Source organism: Arenibacter sp. F26102, assembly GCF_023015865.1.
Classification (GTDB): domain Bacteria; phylum Bacteroidota; class Bacteroidia; order Flavobacteriales; family Flavobacteriaceae; genus Arenibacter.
This window is the reverse complement of the sequence record NZ_JALKBC010000003.1, coordinates 267526-286442: the sequence shown is the minus strand read 5'-3', so window position 1 is coordinate 286442 and position 18917 is coordinate 267526. Positions and strand designations below refer to the sequence as shown.

The following is an 18917-nucleotide window of genomic DNA, read 5'->3' as shown; positions in this document are numbered from 1 at the left end:
TTATATTGCCTTTTTTAGTTTTTTAAAAAAAACTTCCTCTTTGTTGGCAATTTCTTCCAGAAGTGTGGCCACATGATCATATTGGTCAACAGCTCCGGAATTGCTCCTGTTTTTGTATATACGTGATGCCTCTACCGCAAAATCGCGCCATTCGTCACCGATCAAGGTCATTTCTTTGGAAAGTTCCAAAAGTCTATTGTTTTCCAGTAATTTCCCAGCTTCTTGCAAAAATGCAGCATAGATATATCGAAACCCACCACCTCCGGTGCCTATTTCTTCCTGCATACGTACAATTTGCCCCAGGTAATGATTGGCAATTTTAATTCCTTTGGACTTTGGCCATTTACGAATAAGTTTTGCAATTTTCCGTATTCCTTTTACTCCAACTATCGGAACTGGGGCCAACATATCTCTACATGTGTGCTTTATTCCTTTTATAATTGCATTTTCAAGCTGCAGCTCTTTAGGGAAGCCGGTAGGATAGTAGATGTGTCCCTTAGGGGCAAAGGCTCCCTTGGCAAATCTTACTTTTTCCAGTTCTTTTTCGGTAAGTGAGGTAACGGTTTCCATTACAGGGTCACTTATTAAATAACTACCATCCTTCTTGCCATAGACGACCATGTTGTGGGCGTTGAAATGGAAGCGATATTCATCAGGAAAGTAGGGTAGGTTAAAAACTCCTACCTGCAGTCCTACCGGATTGTTTCTTTCCAAGTTTTCATCCAATCTGGTCTTAGCTTTTTGCGCATTGCTAAATTTTTCTCGCTTAATTTTAATTCCTACACGTTTGGCAAATCTCGTAAAGATAATTCCGGGCATGGCCCTGTACGATACTACTGGTGCATGATTAACTTTTAAAAAAGGGATATAGCTGAACAAGAGCCCAGATCCTATTCCGAATACCATGGGCTCACTTACGGTAAACCCATTATATGTCATTAAGTTGGCTACTACACCATTTTCGCAATGTGCGGCTTGTTTGTGTTTAAAATCTATTTCCATTGTTTAGAGGTCGGTACGTTGTAGCTCTTCGATAGTAATATCGAAGACATCGGCATATTTTTGTAATGTCTTATTATTTAGCTTTTTAAATATGGCAGGTCGAAAATGTCTTTTAACCCTCCACTTCCAGATCCCAACATAACTAGCTAGGATTGGGAGATCCATTTTGTGGAGTTCCATATAGTATTCCAAGGGGCTTACTTTATGATCTTTTACCCGTTGTTTTGAATCGGAAATGCGCTCATTTATAACTTCGACAGCATTGTTCAGCGCAATGGTCTTTGGGTCCCACCCGGAACTTAATTCGGTAGTGTATTCCCCATTTTCATCAATGGCGTAACACAGTTCCTTGAAATTGGCCGACTCTAGATTGCTTTTGTCCTGTGGTACCTCATTTTTTTTCATCCCCTAGGTCTTTATAAATTATAGGCCTCAAATATCGGGCTTATAAAGTAATTCTTACAATTTACTATTCGATCGCTATATCAACTTAAACTTCCTGTATTAGAAAATTTAATATACAATCTGCCACCAATACTTCGCCTGTATAAATTTTACAATCCATGGTGCATATGCTAAAATTTCCCGAACTGTAATTGGATACGAGTTTAGCTTCAGTTGTTAGGGTGTCTCCCATCTTGGGCAATAAAAGAATGTTTGCCTTCTTTATACCGCTGATAAAACCAATAACACTATTGCCTTCACCTTCAAGATCATCTGCGGCAAAAAAATCTTGGCCAACTATGGCCGAACATGATTGGGCCGCATTTTCAATAATTCCCGATTCTGTAAACCTATTGTTTTTTACAAAAATACAATCTTCAGTTACTTTAAATTCGGTAGTCACCGTTTCCTTATCAAGGTTAATTATTTTGGTGACCAAGAGCATTGGTGCTCTATGGGGCAAAAACTTATGTATATCTATATGTGAAGGTGTTGTATTCAATTAGTTTGCCAATACGGTTTTCATTTCACTGTTCGCTATAATTTTGTCATTGCAGGTTACTTGGATCCGTACCAGGGTAACACCCATAATTTCATGTAGAATTGTGACTGTTGTAATAAGTTCCTGGTCCCGGTTAGGCAATTCCAGTATTTCAGCCAATTTAATGGCTCCTATATAGCCCGTTGGGGCCTGCTCATTTTTTAGAAAATATTGGTATCCCGTATGAAGGGCAACAGACTGTGCCATGTGTTCAATAAGTCCGGCAGCCATAAATTTATTGTTGTCCACAAATAAATTTGTGCTGGTTGGCGTAAAGCCAGTAATCACTTTCTCCTCGGAAAAGTGTAATAGCTTATCTACCATAATAAAGGGAGCCTTTTGGGGAATTAGATTTTCAATTAACCCTTTATCGTTTATTGTTCGTTTTAATAAATTCATTTAACAGACCGTTAGGTATGCATATGCATAGGAAAACCTAGCACTTTCCGGTACGTGCAATAATATTTTATCGCCTTTTTTTAGTTTTCCGGAACCTACCAATTCCTCAAGCATTACAAAAATTGAGGCTGCACCAACATTGCCTACCTTGCTCAAATTCATAAACCATTTCTCCCAAGGAACTTCTACGCCTTGTCGTTTTAATTCCTCGTATAAATTTTCCTTAAAATAATAAGAAGAGATATGTGGTAAATAATAGTCAAAATCGGCCGTAGAAATACTGTGTTTTTCCATGGCAATTTTTAGACTGTCTACACCTTTTCCCAATATGTTTTCACCTAATAATTTAACGTCCTGTTTCATGGCGAAAAGGGATGTTTTCGCCCATTCTGAAGCAGGATATTCGCTCCAAGGTTTTAAATGGCCATTTTCCAATTTATCGGCACCGGCATACATACATGTTTCCATTTCATGTGCATAGGAATATCCTTCCATCCATTCTATTTTAAGTGCCGCGCCCTTTGGTTCGCTTTCCAGCAATACAGCTCCAGACCCATCGGAAAGCATCCATCGCAAAAACTCCTTGTTAAAAGCCAATATGGGGTTGTCCTCCAGCCCTTTCAAGTGTTCCACCTCATTTTCAAAAATTTCGGATTTCATCCAGGTTGAGGTTCTTTCCGATCCGGTGCATACTGCATTGGATACTTGTCCGGCCTTGATGGCCAAGAAGCCATATTTTAAGGCATTCATTCCCGAACAACAGGCCCCTGAGGGGGAATTTACCTCTAAATTCACATTTTTTAAAAAGCCGTGCACCATAGAGGCGTGGGAGGGTAATATTTGGTCAGGACTACTCGTGCCACAGGAAAGAAGTTCAATGTCCTTGGTGGTAAAAGTGTCATCACATAAAAGCTCAATGGCCTCCTGGGTTAATTGGGCATTATTGTGGGTAATGTTTCCTTTATCGTCTATGGCGTAATATCTGGTCTTAATTTGATTGTTGCGTAAGACGATGCGTCTAGCTTTAGAGTTCTTACCATTAATAATGCCCAATTTTTCCTCCATTTGCTCATTGTCAACTGGATTATTTGGTAAGAACTTGGCTATTCGGGTAATATAAACGTCTTTCATTAATTGTTCTTTAAACTCACGGATGAATAGTATGCTTTGTCCCTTTTAATTTTACTGTACCGGGGAATGTAAGTCGCCAAAAATACAATAAAAACTATTGGAGCTATAGCCCAGATTGCAAATAACAAATAATATTTGAACAATACCAGCAATTTTTTCCGTTTCGGATTAGCTGAAGGTCCTTTCTTAATTATGAGGTTGGCCCATTTGGTAAATAATACATTTCCCCGTATATCGGTCTGGATCAACAAGGGCTTTACCTTAACTGCATCCAATTTTAATAAATCGTTCTGTAAGTTGGAATAGTCATTAATTAATAATGATTTGTTGATTGGAATTCCAAATTTTTCTGAGGTATTAATATCCTCGTCGGACACCCCTGGTTTTGGAAAAATGCCCAAATACTTGGTTTTTTTTCCTCCTAACATCCAATGCACTATGGTTATTACGCTGATATGATTTATATGTCGATCCACTAAAGCTATATTGCCCACCAGTTGCGCGTTACAGGAAATTAGTAGGCGTTTCATTTTTTCCTGTGCCATTAACCACATATTTCTGCATGCTATTACCGTAACCACAGGTGTTTTGTGAAGGATTTTTTTTGCAAAATCGGATTTAAGAAAGGAGTTTATTGGTATGGACGGAGTTAAATACCATACTTGGTAGCCGAGTATTACTAGGTCATATTTTTTTTCAAGAATATCAGCCTTTGGGGGATGTAGTTTACAGGGTATCTGCAAAAAGGATTCTGGAAACGCATCATAGAACTCCTCCTGTTTCCACGGAAATTCATAATCGCTTTCAGGTTGTATCCTGTAATAGGTGATATTTATCTTTTCACTGTCTAGGGAAGAGGCTATATTTTGAACAATGTCCAATAACTGCCCGGATTGGGAATAATAAATTATAAGAACTTCTTTCATGGGTAATCTATTACTCTTTGTTAATGCCGCCAAGATTGTCATTTGACCAATAGGAAAAAGACTTGTTCTAGGGCTTTGAATATAATCTAAATTTTGTTTTTTAATTCTTTGGGCCCGAGCCTAATTTATATCTAAAAACAAGGTTTAACATTTATGGTCACCTACCATGGTTTTTCGAATCCCAAAAATCAAAATAGTTAAACCACTGTAATGGATATTGTTCTATTATCCATTCCATGCTTTTAATATAATTAGCTAATAATCCTTCGGCATCCCTTTTCTTAAAATCTGCCTTTCTGGCGTAAAGATGATAGTGCTTATTGGTCTCCTTCATTACATAAACAAAAAGGACCGGCACATTTAATCTAGATCCCAATAAAAAAGGACCAGATGGAAATTGAGCCTTTTTGCCTAAAATAGGTGCCGTCATTAACTTGGCCGATGCAGCATATCTATCCCCGGTCATGCAAATAATTTCATTTTTAGCCAAGGCGGCATTCATTTCAAAGATATGGGAAAGATCTTCCTTAAGGATAATGAATTTTGTTTTGGATTTTTTAATATACTGATCAAGGTATTCCTTTATAGCTCTGTGCTCCACATCTGTGGTCAACAAATTAATAGTGGCATTCCCTTCCAATTCGTCCAGAAAAAATTCAGCTATTTCAAAGTTTCCCAAATGGGCACTGATCAATATCCCACCCTGTTTATTTGCCAAAGTTTGGTTTAAATGTTCTATTCCATCAAAATGATAGGTAAATTTATTTCTAAGTCCCGACGAAATAGCCACTTTGTCCAATATGGTCTGCCCAAATACATAGTAGCTTTTATATATGGCTAAAATACTTTTTAGAGTATTGTATTTAAGTCTTTTATTGAAGTAATAATAACTCGCCCTAGTGCTTGAGGCCGCGAAAAAGCAAAAATAGAAAGCAACAAAATACAGTATAAAATAGGCAGATCTCAATCCCAGCCTTTTAATACAAAAAACAAAAATTTTATATCCTAAAACAGAACCTCTGGACTTTCCTTTCCATTGATTTGATATTTGCTTATCCAATACGCAAGGTTTTAAAGGAATATGCCAGTTTTGCGACTAAAAAATTTTAGTTTAATTTTTGCTCAATAAGGTCGTAAAAATCTTGTAATGTTATTACATTTATGAAATCTTCTCCCATCAATTTTACACTAAAGTTAGATTCGATGGCCACTACTAAATCAACAAAATCCAAGCTGTCCAATTCAAGTGTTTTCTTTAAATTGGCCATTGGGGAAATATCATCTGCATCAACTTCAAATTCATCTATAAGAAAGTTGTTTATTTTATCAATAATTACTTCTTTATTCATTTTAATCTTTCACTTTTTTTATTAGCAATGCTGAATTTGTACCTCCAAATCCAAAAGAATTCGACAAAAATACATCAATTTTTTTATCCAGTGTTTTTCTTACCAGATTTAATTTGGCGGCATCCTCGTCAGGGTTTACAAGATTTATATTGGGAGCCACAAACGAATGCTCCATCATTAGCATGGAGTAGACGATCTCGCTGGCACCTGCCATCCAACATTCGTGTCCTGTCATGGATTTTGTAGAACTAACACAGGGACCATCTTTTCCAAAAACGGCAAATATGGCCTTAGCTTCATTGGAATCCCCCACTGGCGTGGAGGTTGCATGGGCATTTACATAATCTATTTCACTGGGTTTAATATGCGCTTGGTCTATGGCTTTTTTCATGGCTATTGTTGGGCCATCTACATTGGGGGTAGAGATATGGTCTCCATTTGACGAAAACCCGTACCCTATAATTTCACCTAAAATGGGAGCATTTCTTTTTATGGCGGATTCATAGCTTTCAACAATAAGTGATGCCGCACCACCACTTGGGACAAGGCCGTCCCTACTTTTGTCAAATGGGCGTGAAGCGGTCTCTGGTTTAATATCGTTAACAGAAAATACGCCTAGGCCATCAAAACTACCCATTGCCAATTCATTGATTTCTTGGGTACCGCCACATATAATACAATCTTGAAGTCCACTTTTAATCAATTGGTAGGCTATACCTATTGCGTGCGATCCGCTTGCACAAGCTGCGCTAACGGTAAAATTGATACCTCTTAATTTGAAGATGGTGGAAAGGTTCATGGTTACTGACGAGTTCATGGCCTTAAAAATAGCGCCGGAACCAACCAAAGTTGTATCTTTTTTTTCTCTTAATTTATCTATGGACTCTATCACGGATTTGGCCGTACTATCGTTTCCGTATAGTACACCTACTTCATTTTGGTCTATATATTCCTGAGTTAATCCTGCATTTTTTAGAGCCTCCAATGTAGCAACATATGCATAGGCTCCTTCTTCTCCCAAACTTAACCTTTGTCTTCTAGATAATAACTCCTTAAGGTCTGGTTCTTCCACCATTCCCGTTAAACAGGAACGATATCCAAATTCCTTCCTCTTTTCATCGAAAACAATTCCTGAAGTTCCGTTGTAAAGAGATTTTTTGACTTCGTCCAAGTTTTTGCCCAAACAAGAATATATTCCCATACCTGTAATAACCACCCTGCTCATCTTTCCTTCTGCTGTTTTAAGAATAAATTCCTCCGTTAATATTTATTACCTCGCCCGTAATATACGATGCCTTTTTGGATGCCAAAAAGGAAACTAAATGGGCCACTTCCTCTGCCTCCCCGAAGCGGTTCAGAGGAATCATTTTCTTAAGTTCCTTTTCATTTAATTCACCCGTCATATCCGTTCTTATAAAACCTGGTGCCACGGCGTTGACTGTGATGTTCCTTTTGGCTATTTCCTGGGCCAAGGCCTTTGTGGCCGCTATTATTCCACCTTTTGCAGCGGAATAATTGGTTTGCCCTGGTGTCCCTTTTAGGCCTGATACGGAAACCATATTAATGATTCTCCCGTATTTATGCACCAATAGTTTTTGGATTAGATGATTGGTAACATTAAAAAAACCATTTAGACTTGTGTTAATTACACTGTTCCAATCTTCAGGTTTCATCCACATGAACATACCGTCTTTGGTAATTCCGGCATTGTTTATCAATACTTCTATGATAGCTTCCTTGTTGTCCTCATGCCAATTATCCAATTTATGCTGTACTTCTTGCGCTTCGCCAACATTAAATTGAATTAGTTCCGCGCTCCCACCAATTTTTTCTATTTCATTTAAGGTTTCCTGTGCTGCGGATTCATTGGATTGATAATTGATAAGAATCTTATACTCGGTATCTCTTGCGAGCTGCAGGCATATGGCTCTTCCAATTCCTCTTGATCCTCCGGTTACCAGTGCAAACTTCTTTTTTTCGCTCATTTATCTAATTAGTATGATTTAATTCTTTACGTCATCGAATATCTCCGCATTCTCGTACCATTTATTGCCCAAAACTTCTCCATCAGCATTCAAAAATCCCCATTCCTTGTTGTACTTTACCCGGGCGAGTCCGTTGATGAACCCTTTTTCCAAATTCTTTTTAAATATAGAAAATGATAATCCGGCCGTGATATCGTATTCGGGCTGTATTACCCATTTTCCACTCTTATCTATAAAGCCCCACTTCTTATCCTTGGCAGGCGCTAGACCATTAGCGGAGAAAACTTCGGCATCCTTAAAACTGAAATCTATCACATTTTCTCCTTTTTCGTTGATGTACCCCCATTTTTTATCCATAAATACAGGTGCCAATCCTTGGCTAAAATCCCTTGCCTTTTCATAAGTGGGAACAATGACCCACTCTCCCTGATTGTTGATAAATCCCATTAGTTTATTGCTCCTGGCGTATGTTAAATTGGATTTGTCCGTGAATTCCCAAATCTTATCGGCATTTTTGACCGGTTTAAAGTTGCCATTGGAAACAATACCAAAAGATTCCTGCTTTTTTACCCAGACTCCTTTACTGTTATAATCACCAATTTCTTGGTTCTCAATTGGGATGTAAATTTCGCCCTTTTGGTTGATCATTCCCCAAAGTTCACCTTTTCTGGCCTTGGCATATCCATCAAAAAAGGGTTTTATTTCATCAAAATCAGGTTCCGCGATCAATTTTCCGTCGGTGCCCAAAAGCCCTATTTTATCGCCTCTTTTAAAAAAGGCTACCCCATTGTCAAAATCGTAATATTTTTCCGAAACAGGCGTTTCCAATACCTCTCCCGAAACATTGATATAGTTCCATTGATCGCCATTGTTTACCAAAGCCAGCCCGGAATTAAATTCCTTTACATGGTCAAATTCGGGTTGAATTGCCCATTCTCCAGCTGTGTTTATGTATCCCCATTTGTCGCCCATTGATGCTGCCGCGCGCTCGTTAGTGAAGTTGTCCGCTTTCTTGAATTGTGGCTTAATCGCATATTCACCGGAGGTGTTAATATAGCCAAACAGACCATTTTCCCTTACTAGGGCGTATTCCTGAGCATAAAAATTGCCGAACATTAAAAAAAGTGCAACTGAAAAAGTAATTTTTGTTTTCATCTGAGATTTTTTTAAAATTATACGATCAAAATCAATAATTGAGAAGCTAGGATTTGGTGTATGTATATAATCCTATACCACTATTAAATTAGGTATTATTTTACATATATTACTTCTCTACCTCAAAATATTAATTGAGTTGCTTACAAGCGTAAGCTTCTACTTCAACATTCTGAATAAAGCTTTTAACACTATTTACATAAGGGTACATGGGAACGTCCTTGTCGGAGATGATGGGAACTAAATTTCTTATATCATCATACATTTTTCTTGTTCTTGATGATACTTTGTCCTGTACTTTAAGATACTCTATTGCCTGTACAATGGTTATGGTCTCTATGGCAATGACTTCAAAAGTATTTTCTATGACTTTTTTGGTAATGTTGGCAGCATTGGTACCCATACTTACAATATCCTGATTGTCATTGTTGTTCGGGATACTATGTACGTACATGGGGTTGGACAACATTTGGTTTTCGGCAGTGGTAGAGGTAGCTGTAAACTGTACACCCTGCATTCCAAAATTTAAACCAAGTTTACCGAGGTTAACAAAAGGGGGAAGTATATTATTTAGATTAGGATTTAATAGGTAATTTAATTGTCTTTCAGCGAGCATGCTCATTTTGGTCACAATTAATTTTAGCTTGTCCATTTCAAGGGAAACGTAATCCCCATGAAAATTTCCACCGTGATAAACATGTTCTTTTTCAACATCAACAATGGGATTGTCGTTTGCGGAATTAACTTCTTCGATAAGAATTTTTTCCACGTTGTTCAAAGTGTCAAGGACTGGACCTAAAATTTGTGGTACGCATCTCAAGGAATAGTATTCTTGCACCTTCTCTTCAAAAATTGACACTTCATTGTTGCCATTATACAAATGGTGCTCCCTTTTTCGGGTAAGAGTACTATCCTTTAAATGATTTCTCATGGATTTGGCAATCTGCTGTTGACCTCTATGTTTTTTGGATTGATTAAGCTCCAAAGATAAATGATCGTCATAGGCCTCAACAATTTCGTTGATAGCAGAAGAACAGCATATCATCCAATCCAATAATTTCCTGGTATTTATTGTGTTGATCAAGCCAATTCCGGTCATTACTGATGTACCATTAATGAGTGCCAAGCCCTCTCTTAAGGTAACGGTAATCGGCTTTAGGTTTTCTATTTTAAAAACTTCTTCGGTTGGTCTTCTCTCCCCTTCGTAAAAAACTTCACCCTCCCCAATAAGGACTAGGGCAATATGAGCCAATTGGACTAAATCCCCACTGGCTCCAACACCGCCGTGCTCAAAAATTACAGGGGTAATATTCTTATTGATGAGAGAGGTCATTAATTCGATTACCGAAATATGTACTCCTGAATGTCCAAGGCTTAAGGTGTTTAATCTCGCCAACATGGCAGCCTTAACGTATTTTGTCGGGATTAAATTACCTGACCCGGAAGCGTGACTTCTTATTAGATTGTACTGTAATTGAATCCGGTCGGAATCTTTTATCTTGTACTGCGCCATTGGTCCAAAACCTGTATTTACACCGTAAATAATTTTGTTTTGGGAGAATTGGCTTAAAAAATTAAAACTGTTTTCAACGGTTGCTAAAACGTCTTTATCAATTAGAATAGATTCTTCCTTAAAAATTATTTGATAGAAATCTTCTATTCCCAACTTTCCTTTAAGATCCAACATGTATATAAATTCAATATTTAAAAAGTAAATTGAATAACAATTAATAAAAATAGTTATTTTGGAATGCAAATGTATGATATTTAACCAATCAATATTTTAAAAATAATGAATCACCGTTTTGTAGAAGTCTTGGTTATTGGTGCAGGGCCGTCCGGTTGTGTATCAGCAGCTTATTTACACAGTCAAGGAATTAAGGTCCATGTGGTGGAAAAAAGTGTTTTCCCGAGATTTGTAATAGGAGAAAGTCTCTTGCCAAGATGTATGGATCATTTTGAAGAAGTGGGTCTATTGGAAGGCTTGAATGCCTTTGGTTTTGAAAAAAAGTTTGGAGCCCGTTTTATAAAAGGGGATAAAATCTGTGAATTTGACTTTAGTAAGAAGCATACCAAAGGTTGGGATTGGACTTGGCAGGTGCCGCGAGCAGATTTTGACAAGGTCTTGGTGGACGAACTCATTAAAAAAGGGGTGGAGGTCTCCTTTGGACAAGAGGTTGTAGATGTGACCATTAACGAAAAGGGTATTTCCACGACTACCATAAAGGATGAAAATGGGATACCATACCAAGTTGAAGCCAAATACATTATAGACTCCAGTGGATATGGCAGGGTATTGCCTAGATTGTTGGACCTGGATAAACCCTCTGCCCTGCCCAGTCATTCTTCTGTTTTTACACATGTGGTGGATGTAAATCGCCCGGAGGGTAGGGAAGGTACCTTGATTACGTTTGATGTTGTTGAGACCGAAGTTTGGTTATGGGTTATTCCATTTTCAAATGGAAGAACAAGTATTGGTTATGTAGGCCCTACAGAATTTTTAGAATCCTTTGAAGGAAATAATACAGAAAAATTGACTCAATTATTGCAGTTGTCCAGTTATTATTATGAACGTTTTAAAGGGGTCGAATTTTTGTTCGAGCCTGTTTTGATAAAGAATTATTCCAAATCGGTAAAACAACTTTATGGAAAAGGGTTTGTCTTAACGGGAAATAGTGCCGAATTTTTGGATCCTGTTTTTTCGTCAGGAGTCACTTTTGCTACGGAATCGGCCTTGTTGGGGGCAAAACTGATAACAAAGGAGCTTAATAAACAACCGGTAAATTGGGAGAAGGAATATTCGGAATATATAAAAGAAGGGGTAAGGGTATTTTCTTCCTATGTCAAGGAATGGTATAGTGGAAATCTGCAGACCTTATTTTTCCACCAACCTGAAAATCCTGAGGTAAAAAGACAAATATGTTCTGTTTTGGCGGGTTATGTTTGGGATAAGACCAATCCCTTTGTAACAAAGCACAATAGACTTATAAGAACGGTAGCACATATTATTGAGCTTGAAAAGCAAAAAAGTGAATGACACTGTCATTCACTTTTTTGTAGGGCACCTTTAGGGTTGGCCTAGAATCCTTTTTTCAAAATTAACTTGGCAAATGATTTTCCAGTTTTGGCATATCCTTCGCCCAATCGGTCTTCGTTGCTAAATGAGCTTCCCCATTGGTCTCCTGGGGCATTTTCACTAGAAACTTCCAATAGTATATTATCTCTGTTATTGGTTTCAACGAACTTTAATAAGGTGCTAACCTTCGCAGGTTGCTTCATTATACCGGCATCCCAACCTGGATAAACCCATATCGTTTCCACAATAAGGGTGTATTGGGCGTCCGCTAAATTCTCATTAAAGAAAACATTGTGGTCCTCATAAAGATATCTATTCATTAATTCCAAAAATTTAGGGGCATAGATCAGCTCCCTACTTGCGTACCAACTTTTTTCCCAAGATGTACCTTTTCCCCGTGTTTTTTCTTCCAATTCCGAAGAATGCTCTTTTACGTATTCATCATTTGAGAGATTTTTTTTCAAAAGTTTCATATTGTCATAGACAAATTCTACGTTTATTTCCTTCTGACCCTTGATGAAATTAAAATCTCCCTGTTTAACTTTCAACTTTTGGCCATAACTAAATAAAGTCGACAAAAATACTAGAGCAATGACTAAATAGATTTTCATAAATAAATAATTAGTGTTTATACCTTCAAAAGTATAAGAATTATATTTTAGGGAAGCTACCCTGGAAATAATTTTACCTAAATAGTTAATATATTAAAGAATCAGGTTCATGATACAGGGTTCATTATTTTTATAATTAACAAAGGATCAATACTTTGCGGAATTTTATAATATGTTATGGTTTTGTTATTTCCTGTAATAAGTGGGCTAATCTTATTCCATATGTTTAATTTTGCCGAATGCAAAAAAATCAGCAAAGACCACAATTCGAATTTGTCGCCATAATGGCGTCGTTAATGTCGATTGTAGCCTTGGCCATTGATGCCCTGTTACCGGCAATGTCCACAATTGGGGCAGACATCCACAGCTTGGACCCTACTGAAAATCAAAAGTTTATAACAATGATTTTTTTGGGATTGGGCTTGGGTCAATTGGTTTTTGGACCTTTATCCGATAGTTTTGGAAGGAAACCTATAGTCTATATTGGCTTTGTGGTATTTAGTGTGGCCAGCTTTATATGCGTTCTTGCTCCTACTTTGGAATGGATGATATTTGGGAGAATACTTCAGGGTATAGGGCTTTCTGCTCCTAGAACAATCAGTATATCCATGATAAGGGATTCCTATAAGGGGGACTATATGGCAAAGATCATGTCTTTCGTTACGGCATTTTTTATTTTGGTGCCCATAGTGGCCCCCGCTTTGGGAAAGTTTTTCTTGGATCATTACGGCTGGGAGGCCATTTTTTACATGCAATTGGTTGCTACTTTAATGGTAGGAGTCTGGTTTTGGAGAAGGCAACCAGAAACCTTAAAACCGGAATATAAGATTAAATTTTCCAGTCAGGTGTTCGTAAATGGATTTAGGGAATTGACCCGACATCGTGAGACCATGGCTTTTACCATAGTGTCTGGATTGATTACTGGAGCCTTTATGGTGTATTTGAGCGCTGCCCAAGAAATATTTGAAGTTCAGTATGGCTTGGCCGACAATTTCCCCTATGTTTTTGCCGGACTGGCTATTTCTGTTGGATTGTCCACCTTGCTAAATGGTACCTTGGTGGTAAAATTGGGAATGAGAAGGTTGGCTTGGATTGCTCTAACATTGTTTTGTACCAATTCAATTGTTTACATAGCCCTGTTCTGGAACGCCCAAAATCCGAGTTTGGCAGTGTTGATTACTTTTCTGGCCATGCAATTTTTTACAATAGGCTTCTTATTTGGAAACCTAAGAGCCATCGCGATGGAGCCTATTGGCCACATAGCGGGCATAGGGGCTGCCATTACAGGTTTTGTATCTACAATGATCGCCATACCCATAGCAACATATGTGGGGAGCTTCATTCATGGAACAACACTTCCACTTTTTGTTGGGTTCTCGGTTTGTGGATGTATTTCACTTGGCATTTTTATGTTGATGAGAAGAAGGATGGTTATGGCTTCTGCTTTGTAACTATGGTTGAATAAACTAAATATTGTTGGATTGATTACTTAAAAAGGCAATTATATAAAATCAATATTCAAATTTGATTACTCATTGGAGTGCCAATCCGTATAAAGATGGGGAAAGTTATTTGTTGATGTCCTGTATTCCATTTGGGGGCTATATCCATTATTAGTTGTTCTACGGGACTGTCGCCCTTATTCTTGTCTTTATAATTTTGTACACTGGACCAGGAATTAAAATACCCCTGTAACTGATCAATTGTCCATTGGGTTTCAATTTTAAAGGTCTTTTCTATGACCACTTCATTAAAATTAAATGGAATGGAACTGTAGCTTTGATCTATGTAATCCCTTTCCTTATCCCAATATGCCCCTATTATATGTTGATAAAAGTGATTTATAATGGCATCTATTTCTGGATTGATTTTTAGAAGTCCATAGCCCCAAATAGCAATAATACCATTAGGCTTTAAAACTCTATTTACTTCTTTATTAAAGCTGGGGAGGTCAAACCAATGTACAGCTTGGGCTACTGTGATCAAGTCAAAATAGTGATCTGGAAATATCGTCTTTTCGGCTCTTTGAACACTATAATGAATGTTTGGTTTAAGAATGGCATTATTAATTTGTTGCTGGCTTATATCGGTGGCAAAAACCTGTTTGAAGGAATTGGATAGCACAGCGGCCACTTGACCGTTACCGGTACCACAGTCCCAACATGTATTCCGGGTATTGCAGAAGGAGTATATATACTTAAACATCCCCTCTGGGTAAGTAGGTCGATAATCTTTATAGTTTTTTGATTGTTGGGAAAAACGGTCCAAGGCTTTTTTCATAATACAAAAGTAAGAAGCAAGGAATATTTTTGGAATTCATTCATTACTAAATCGAAGTAATTCCACGGTTTCTGGCTTTTTGATCACGTAATCTTAAAATCGAAGGGACTTAAATTGTAAGTAAATACTTACACTCATCGATGAAATGCAAAATTTTATCGCTAAAGTGATTTTAGGGTCCGTTACGTTCATCGGGATTTTTTTGCACTTAATCCGGATTTTGTCCTCTTAACGAGAAACAGTGTTTTTCGTCGAATCAGAACCTAGAAAAATACACTTGCCCAAGTTATATATATAACAAAACGCAAGTCATGAAAACCATTTTAACTTTAATCTTTGTTCTTTTTATCGGATTGGCTGCACAAGCTCAGAACGGTACTGCTGAAGTTAAAGTTGAAACTGTTACCATGAGTATCGCTGCTGCTACTGTCAAACAAGAAGTAGCCGTAAAAAATGTAAACGCTGTTGCCCGTTTGTATATGTTCAAAAATTCCAAGGTAACCAAAGAATTGTCTTTCTCTACTAAATTGAACAAAGCTAAATTGGCTTAAGATCTATTTTTTTTTACGGCATACAAACTTCTTAATAGCCCTAAATTTTCTATGTCCTAGGTTGTAACTTTGGGGTAATACCTTTTTCGCAACCCAAAGGCCACACGGACCAATAAAATTAATGCGGGGACCTCCACCAGGGGGCCAATGACCCCAGCGAATGCCTGTCCTGAATTTAATCCAAATACGGCTATGGCTACGGCTATAGCCAATTCAAAATTGTTCCCTGCCGCCGTGAAGGCTACCGAAGCCGTTTTATCGTAATCTGCACCCATGGCTTTGGTGAAGAAAAATCCAATGATAAACATTAGCGTAAAATAGATGAGTAAAGGTACCGCTATGATAAGAACATCCATGGGTATCTCAACAATCATTTCGCCTTTTAAGGAAAACATGACCACTATGGTAAACAATAGGGCGATCAAGGTCATGGGGGATATAGCTGGAATAAATCTGTTGGAGTACCATTCCTCGCCTTTCATTTTGACCAGGATCAATCTGCTCAAAAAACCCAATGCAAACGGAATTCCTAAATAAATTGCTACGCTTTCGGCTACGGTAGCAATCGAAATATCTACAATTGCCCCTTCAAATCCGAAGTAGGGAGGGAGTACGGTTATAAAGATCCAGGCATAAAAACTGTAGGCAAATACCTGAAATATACTATTAAGGGCCACCAATCCAGCACCGTATTCGCTACTTCCTTCGGCCAGATCGTTCCAAACAAGTACCATGGCAATGCAACGTGCCAATCCAATCAGGATCAATCCCACCATATATTCTGGGTAATCCCTAAGAAAAGTAATGGCCAGTGCAAACATCAAAATGGGTCCAATGATCCAATTCAGGATCAAGGAAATGGATAAAATCTTGGTGTTTTTAAAAACCTTGGGCAAAAGGGAGTAGTCTACCTTCGCCAATGGCGGATACATCATTAGGATAAGTCCTATGGCAATGGGGATATTCGTAGCTCCACTACTAAAACTATCTATGATTTTGGGAAAAGTGGGTGCAAAATAGCCTATGCCTACGCCCAATGCCATTGCCAAAAAAATCCATAAGGTAAGATAGCTGTCCAGAAAGCTTAATTTTTTATTCGAGGCCATTAGTTATGATTTTATTTGGGCAAATATGAACATTAATTCGGTTGCAATTTGAAAGCTTCTTTCCTGATACTTTTCAGCCTGCTGCGGGGTATTGTCAAACGCTTTTGGATCCTCAAAGGTTATAGGGATGCGCTTTTCGGCGCCAGCGATGAACGGACAACCCCCATCTGCCTGTGAACAGGTCATGACTGCGGCGAATTCCGATTTGGGATTAAAGTCATCATCCAATTTCTTTGAAAAACCTATTACTGCTGGTTCGTTTTCGGCATATTTGATGCTATAAATTGGATTTTTCCCATCCGAAATAGTTTCTATTTGGAATCCAGTATTTTTTAGGGTTTCTGCCACCATTGGAAATAAGGCGGTAGATTCTGTTCCACCCGAATAGCACTGTACATTCTTTACGTTAAAATAGTACGCCATTGTTTGTGCCCAGATTTGGGATAAGTGACTCCTTCTAGAATTGTGGGTGCAAATAAAATTAATTCTAATGGGTTCTTGGGTATCTGTTTTGGACTGTATATACTCTGCAAGGGGCTGTAAAATTTCTTTACGCTCCTCAGTAATATTATCAATACTAAGTGTAGAGATAGTCCGATCTATTTGGTCAAAGACCTTCGTTTTTACGGGCATCATTGAATAATGTTTATAGTGTGGTTAAATGGTTTAGCAGCAGCCGGAATTGGGAGTGCAACAATTTGCGGAAGTCTCTTGTAATTGGGATAATTTTATTCTCGGTTTTTCAGACGGAATCCCACAGTTATCCTTCGCCAAACAATCTGTTTGCTTGGTGGCCAAAAGAAAGTTGGTACCGTCATAGTCCAATCCAAATTTTTGAATGGTCTCTCCTTGGTATTCTACTTCAATTTCCAAATCCCCAATTTCCAATACTTTTTCGGATAGTTCAATGATGTGGACCAATTTTTCAGGATGGAGTCGATGGTCATAGTCAATGGAATCCCATAGTTGAAAATTTACAACTTCCTCTTTACGAACTGTTCCGCCACAGTCTATAAAGTTCTTGGTGATTTTACCGACTTCAGTAACGTGAAAATGATTGGGTACTAGTTTACCGTTCGGCAATTGGAATGCAATAGTATCCAATTTTCCTAAAATTGTTTTTACTTCTGATAGTTTCATTTTGTTATTTGTTTATTGCGATTATAGAATTTAAATTTTTTAGCAGCAATCCCCTTGTTTGGAGATGTCCTGATTAAGAAATTGGTTTAAGATTTCCTTCATTTCCAACCATTTTTCAGTATTTATACAATAACATACACTGGTGCCTTCCACGCTACCTTTAATGAGTCCTAGGAGTTTCAATTCTTTTAGGTGCTGTGATATGGTCGGCTGTGCCAATCCAATTTCACTTACCAGATCACCACAAACACAGGTATTCAGTTTAAAAAGATGCTGCAGGATGGCCACCCGGGCCGGATGTCCAAACACCTTTGCAAAACTGGCAATTTCATTTTGTTGGTCCGAAAAAATTTCTGTTTTGGCTAAACCCATTTTTGTTTCATTTGTATATCGCAATATTACGATTAATATTTATTATGACCAATATTTTTTGTTTTTTTTCCAATTAGTCCTTTTGGAGTAGATTTTTTCTGCTTATCAGGACCGTATGTTTTTCCAATGAGGTTTCTTTTCTCTCATAATCTATATGGTAGACCTCAGGTTCTTCAAATGAATTTGAAGCCAGAAGTGTTTTTAGTGTATCCAATTTATGGAAATGGAAATAGACCCTGTCTCCATTGCTACCCACTTTGAAGTCCGATTTATTGGGATCACCCTCCACAAAACTTAAATAGAGCAGCCCTTTGTTTAATAACAGTCTGTTGGAATCGGCAATTAATTGAACACAATCTTCTGGTGAAAGAAAGGGTAGGCAAAAACCACAAACTATTCCATCATATTGGATGTTTAGGTCACCGATCCGACGGCCGTCCAAAACCTTGAATGTAGCGGTTGGATTGTTCTTTTCGGCAAGTTTTATCATATTTGTCGCAACATCTATCCCCAGTATATCGAAGTCGGGTCTTTTGGATAAAAGATATCTTGTAATGTTTCCGGGACCACAGCCTATTTCCAAAATTCGGGCATTTTTTGTTGATATCGAATTGCAAATAAGATCATAGGTTTTATTGTACAAGTCCAGGTCCATAAACTTGTCTTGGTACAGGGAAGCTATTTTGTTCCAGGTCTCGAATGTTTCCTTATAGCGGTCCAATGAGGTATTTCATTTTGAATTACTGTGTTTAGACATAAATATCGGGAATAATCTTTATCCCGGGACGGCTTTATTTTATCAAATTTTTTACCTTAAGTGTCTAAAATTACAATTTGGAGAAGCTAAAA

At 37.8% G+C, this 18917-nt stretch carries 22 protein-coding genes; 3 read left to right on the top strand and 19 right to left on the bottom strand.

All coding sequences use genetic code 11. The features are described 5' to 3' along the window. The 12 genes from MWU78_RS05490 to MWU78_RS05435 form a co-directional block, all read right to left on the bottom strand. The gene (locus MWU78_RS05490) at positions 1 to 1002 is read right to left on the bottom strand and encodes a BtrH N-terminal domain-containing protein (protein WP_246995748.1); all 1002 of its coding nucleotides are present in this window, start codon (positions 1000 to 1002) and stop codon (positions 1 to 3) included. Positions 1003 to 1005: 3 nt separating this feature from the next. After that, complete coding sequence (locus tag MWU78_RS05485) at positions 1006 to 1407, bottom strand: hypothetical protein (RefSeq protein WP_246995745.1); 402 nt, start codon at positions 1405 to 1407, stop codon at positions 1006 to 1008. An 85-nt stretch (positions 1408 to 1492) separates the two neighbouring features. Beyond that, positions 1493 to 1948 (bottom strand): ABC transporter permease, encoded by a 456-nt coding sequence (locus MWU78_RS05480; RefSeq protein ID WP_246995744.1) that lies wholly within the window; start codon positions 1946 to 1948, stop codon positions 1493 to 1495. After that, complete coding sequence (locus MWU78_RS05475) at positions 1949 to 2386, bottom strand: hypothetical protein (RefSeq protein WP_246995742.1); 438 nt, start codon at positions 2384 to 2386, stop codon at positions 1949 to 1951. Then, positions 2387 to 3517 (bottom strand): beta-ketoacyl-ACP synthase III, encoded by a 1131-nt coding sequence (locus MWU78_RS05470; RefSeq protein WP_246995740.1) that lies wholly within the window; start codon positions 3515 to 3517, stop codon positions 2387 to 2389. After that, positions 3517 to 4443 carry a dialkylrecorsinol condensing enzyme DarA gene (locus tag MWU78_RS05465; protein WP_246995738.1) on the bottom strand — a complete coding sequence of 309 codons (927 nt, stop codon included), beginning with the start codon at positions 4441 to 4443 and terminating at the stop codon, positions 3517 to 3519. Before MWU78_RS05465 ends, MWU78_RS05470 begins: the two co-directional genes overlap by 1 nt. Positions 4444 to 4600: 157 nt before the next feature. Continuing rightward, positions 4601 to 5491: a lipid A biosynthesis acyltransferase gene (locus tag MWU78_RS05460; protein ID WP_246996012.1), complete on the bottom strand. Its 891-nt coding sequence runs from the start codon at positions 5489 to 5491 to the stop codon at positions 4601 to 4603. Between the two features lie 58 nt (positions 5492 to 5549). After that, entirely contained in the window at positions 5550 to 5792 is a 243-nt protein-coding gene (locus tag MWU78_RS05455) for a phosphopantetheine-binding protein (protein WP_103474022.1), read from the bottom strand. 1 nt (position 5793) lies between these two features. Further along, positions 5794 to 7017, bottom strand: coding sequence for a beta-ketoacyl-[acyl-carrier-protein] synthase family protein (locus MWU78_RS05450; RefSeq protein ID WP_246995736.1), 1224 nt, complete (start codon positions 7015 to 7017; stop codon positions 5794 to 5796). 16 nt (positions 7018 to 7033) lie between these two features. Continuing rightward, positions 7034 to 7777 (bottom strand): 3-oxoacyl-ACP reductase FabG, encoded by a 744-nt coding sequence (gene fabG / locus MWU78_RS05445; protein WP_246995734.1) that lies wholly within the window; start codon positions 7775 to 7777, stop codon positions 7034 to 7036. An 18-nt stretch (positions 7778 to 7795) separates the two neighbouring features. Then, on the bottom strand, positions 7796 to 8932 hold the full coding sequence (locus MWU78_RS05440) for a WG repeat-containing protein (RefSeq protein ID WP_246995732.1): 1137 nt from the start codon (positions 8930 to 8932) through the stop codon (positions 7796 to 7798). A gap of 130 nt (positions 8933 to 9062) precedes the next feature. After that, positions 9063 to 10619 (bottom strand): aromatic amino acid ammonia-lyase, encoded by a 1557-nt coding sequence (locus MWU78_RS05435; protein ID WP_246995730.1) that lies wholly within the window; start codon positions 10617 to 10619, stop codon positions 9063 to 9065. Between the two features lie 105 nt (positions 10620 to 10724). Here MWU78_RS05435 and MWU78_RS05430 point away from each other — a divergent pair, with 105 nt between their 5' ends. Further along, on the top strand, positions 10725 to 11969 hold the full coding sequence (locus MWU78_RS05430) for an NAD(P)/FAD-dependent oxidoreductase (RefSeq protein ID WP_246995728.1): 1245 nt from the start codon (positions 10725 to 10727) through the stop codon (positions 11967 to 11969). Between the two features lie 41 nt (positions 11970 to 12010). Here the strand turns inward: MWU78_RS05430 and MWU78_RS05425 are convergent, their stop codons facing one another. Further along, a complete protein-coding gene (locus MWU78_RS05425) occupies positions 12011 to 12619 on the bottom strand; it encodes a hypothetical protein (protein ID WP_246995726.1) in 609 nt (202 codons plus the stop codon). A 239-nt stretch (positions 12620 to 12858) separates the two neighbouring features. Here MWU78_RS05425 and MWU78_RS05420 point away from each other — a divergent pair, with 239 nt between their 5' ends. Further along, complete coding sequence (locus MWU78_RS05420; protein WP_246995724.1) at positions 12859 to 14070, top strand: multidrug effflux MFS transporter; 1212 nt, start codon at positions 12859 to 12861, stop codon at positions 14068 to 14070. A 67-nt stretch (positions 14071 to 14137) separates the two neighbouring features. Here MWU78_RS05420 and MWU78_RS05415 read toward each other — a convergent pair whose 3' ends face one another. Next, positions 14138 to 14899, bottom strand: a complete 762-nt coding sequence (locus tag MWU78_RS05415; protein ID WP_246995722.1) for a class I SAM-dependent methyltransferase — start codon at positions 14897 to 14899, stop codon at positions 14138 to 14140. 311 nt (positions 14900 to 15210) lie between these two features. Here MWU78_RS05415 and MWU78_RS05410 point away from each other — a divergent pair, with 311 nt between their 5' ends. Further along, a complete protein-coding gene (locus tag MWU78_RS05410) occupies positions 15211 to 15450 on the top strand; it encodes a hypothetical protein (protein WP_246995720.1) in 240 nt (79 codons plus the stop codon). 56 nt (positions 15451 to 15506) lie between these two features. On the opposite strand, the gene arsB is transcribed toward MWU78_RS05410, so the two are convergent. The 5 genes from arsB to MWU78_RS05385 all read right to left on the bottom strand — a co-directional run bounded on the left by arsB (position 15507) and on the right by MWU78_RS05385 (position 18789). Next, on the bottom strand, positions 15507 to 16556 hold the full coding sequence (gene arsB / locus MWU78_RS05405; protein ID WP_246995719.1) for an ACR3 family arsenite efflux transporter: 1050 nt from the start codon (positions 16554 to 16556) through the stop codon (positions 15507 to 15509). A gap of 3 nt (positions 16557 to 16559) precedes the next feature. Continuing rightward, on the bottom strand, positions 16560 to 17192 hold the full coding sequence (locus MWU78_RS05400) for a protein-tyrosine-phosphatase (RefSeq protein ID WP_246995717.1): 633 nt from the start codon (positions 17190 to 17192) through the stop codon (positions 16560 to 16562). A gap of 30 nt (positions 17193 to 17222) precedes the next feature. After that, the gene (locus tag MWU78_RS05395; RefSeq protein ID WP_246995715.1) at positions 17223 to 17696 is read right to left on the bottom strand and encodes a DUF6428 family protein; all 474 of its coding nucleotides are present in this window, start codon (positions 17694 to 17696) and stop codon (positions 17223 to 17225) included. Between the two features lie 39 nt (positions 17697 to 17735). Beyond that, complete coding sequence (locus MWU78_RS05390; RefSeq protein WP_246995713.1) at positions 17736 to 18068, bottom strand: metalloregulator ArsR/SmtB family transcription factor; 333 nt, start codon at positions 18066 to 18068, stop codon at positions 17736 to 17738. A 73-nt stretch (positions 18069 to 18141) separates the two neighbouring features. Further along, positions 18142 to 18789 carry a class I SAM-dependent methyltransferase gene (locus MWU78_RS05385; RefSeq protein ID WP_246995711.1) on the bottom strand — a complete coding sequence of 216 codons (648 nt, stop codon included), beginning with the start codon at positions 18787 to 18789 and terminating at the stop codon, positions 18142 to 18144. Positions 18790 to 18917: the final 128 nt, after the last annotated feature.

Excerpts from the sequence above, each read along its gene's own strand:
- MWU78_RS05430 (WP_246995728.1), top strand. The coding sequence starts at position 10,725 with ATGAATCACCGTTTTGTAGAAGTCTTGGTTATTGGTGCAGGGCCGTCC.
- MWU78_RS05475 (WP_246995742.1), bottom strand. The coding sequence starts at position 2,386 with ATGAATTTATTAAAACGAACAATAAACGATAAAGGGTTAATTGAAAAT.
- MWU78_RS05395 (WP_246995715.1), bottom strand. The coding sequence starts at position 17,696 with ATGAAACTATCAGAAGTAAAAACAATTTTAGGAAAATTGGATACTATT.
- MWU78_RS05440 (WP_246995732.1), bottom strand. The coding sequence starts at position 8,932 with ATGAAAACAAAAATTACTTTTTCAGTTGCACTTTTTTTAATGTTCGGC.
- MWU78_RS05420 (WP_246995724.1), top strand. The coding sequence starts at position 12,859 with ATGCAAAAAAATCAGCAAAGACCACAATTCGAATTTGTCGCCATAATG.
- MWU78_RS05485 (WP_246995745.1), bottom strand. The coding sequence starts at position 1,407 with ATGAAAAAAAATGAGGTACCACAGGACAAAAGCAATCTAGAGTCGGCC.
- MWU78_RS05465 (WP_246995738.1), bottom strand. The coding sequence starts at position 4,443 with ATGAAAGAAGTTCTTATAATTTATTATTCCCAATCCGGGCAGTTATTG.
- fabG (WP_246995734.1), bottom strand. The coding sequence starts at position 7,777 with ATGAGCGAAAAAAAGAAGTTTGCACTGGTAACCGGAGGATCAAGAGGA.
- MWU78_RS05400 (WP_246995717.1), bottom strand. The coding sequence starts at position 17,192 with ATGATGCCCGTAAAAACGAAGGTCTTTGACCAAATAGATCGGACTATC.
- MWU78_RS05490 (WP_246995748.1), bottom strand. The coding sequence starts at position 1,002 with ATGGAAATAGATTTTAAACACAAACAAGCCGCACATTGCGAAAATGGT.
- MWU78_RS05455 (WP_103474022.1), bottom strand. The coding sequence starts at position 5,792 with ATGAATAAAGAAGTAATTATTGATAAAATAAACAACTTTCTTATAGAT.
- MWU78_RS05390 (WP_246995713.1), bottom strand. The coding sequence starts at position 18,068 with ATGGGTTTAGCCAAAACAGAAATTTTTTCGGACCAACAAAATGAAATT.
- MWU78_RS05435 (WP_246995730.1), bottom strand. The coding sequence starts at position 10,619 with ATGTTGGATCTTAAAGGAAAGTTGGGAATAGAAGATTTCTATCAAATA.
- MWU78_RS05470 (WP_246995740.1), bottom strand. The coding sequence starts at position 3,517 with ATGAAAGACGTTTATATTACCCGAATAGCCAAGTTCTTACCAAATAAT.
- MWU78_RS05410 (WP_246995720.1), top strand. The coding sequence starts at position 15,211 with ATGAAAACCATTTTAACTTTAATCTTTGTTCTTTTTATCGGATTGGCT.
- MWU78_RS05415 (WP_246995722.1), bottom strand. The coding sequence starts at position 14,899 with ATGAAAAAAGCCTTGGACCGTTTTTCCCAACAATCAAAAAACTATAAA.
- MWU78_RS05450 (WP_246995736.1), bottom strand. The coding sequence starts at position 7,017 with ATGAGCAGGGTGGTTATTACAGGTATGGGAATATATTCTTGTTTGGGC.
- arsB (WP_246995719.1), bottom strand. The coding sequence starts at position 16,556 with ATGGCCTCGAATAAAAAATTAAGCTTTCTGGACAGCTATCTTACCTTA.
- MWU78_RS05425 (WP_246995726.1), bottom strand. The coding sequence starts at position 12,619 with ATGAAAATCTATTTAGTCATTGCTCTAGTATTTTTGTCGACTTTATTT.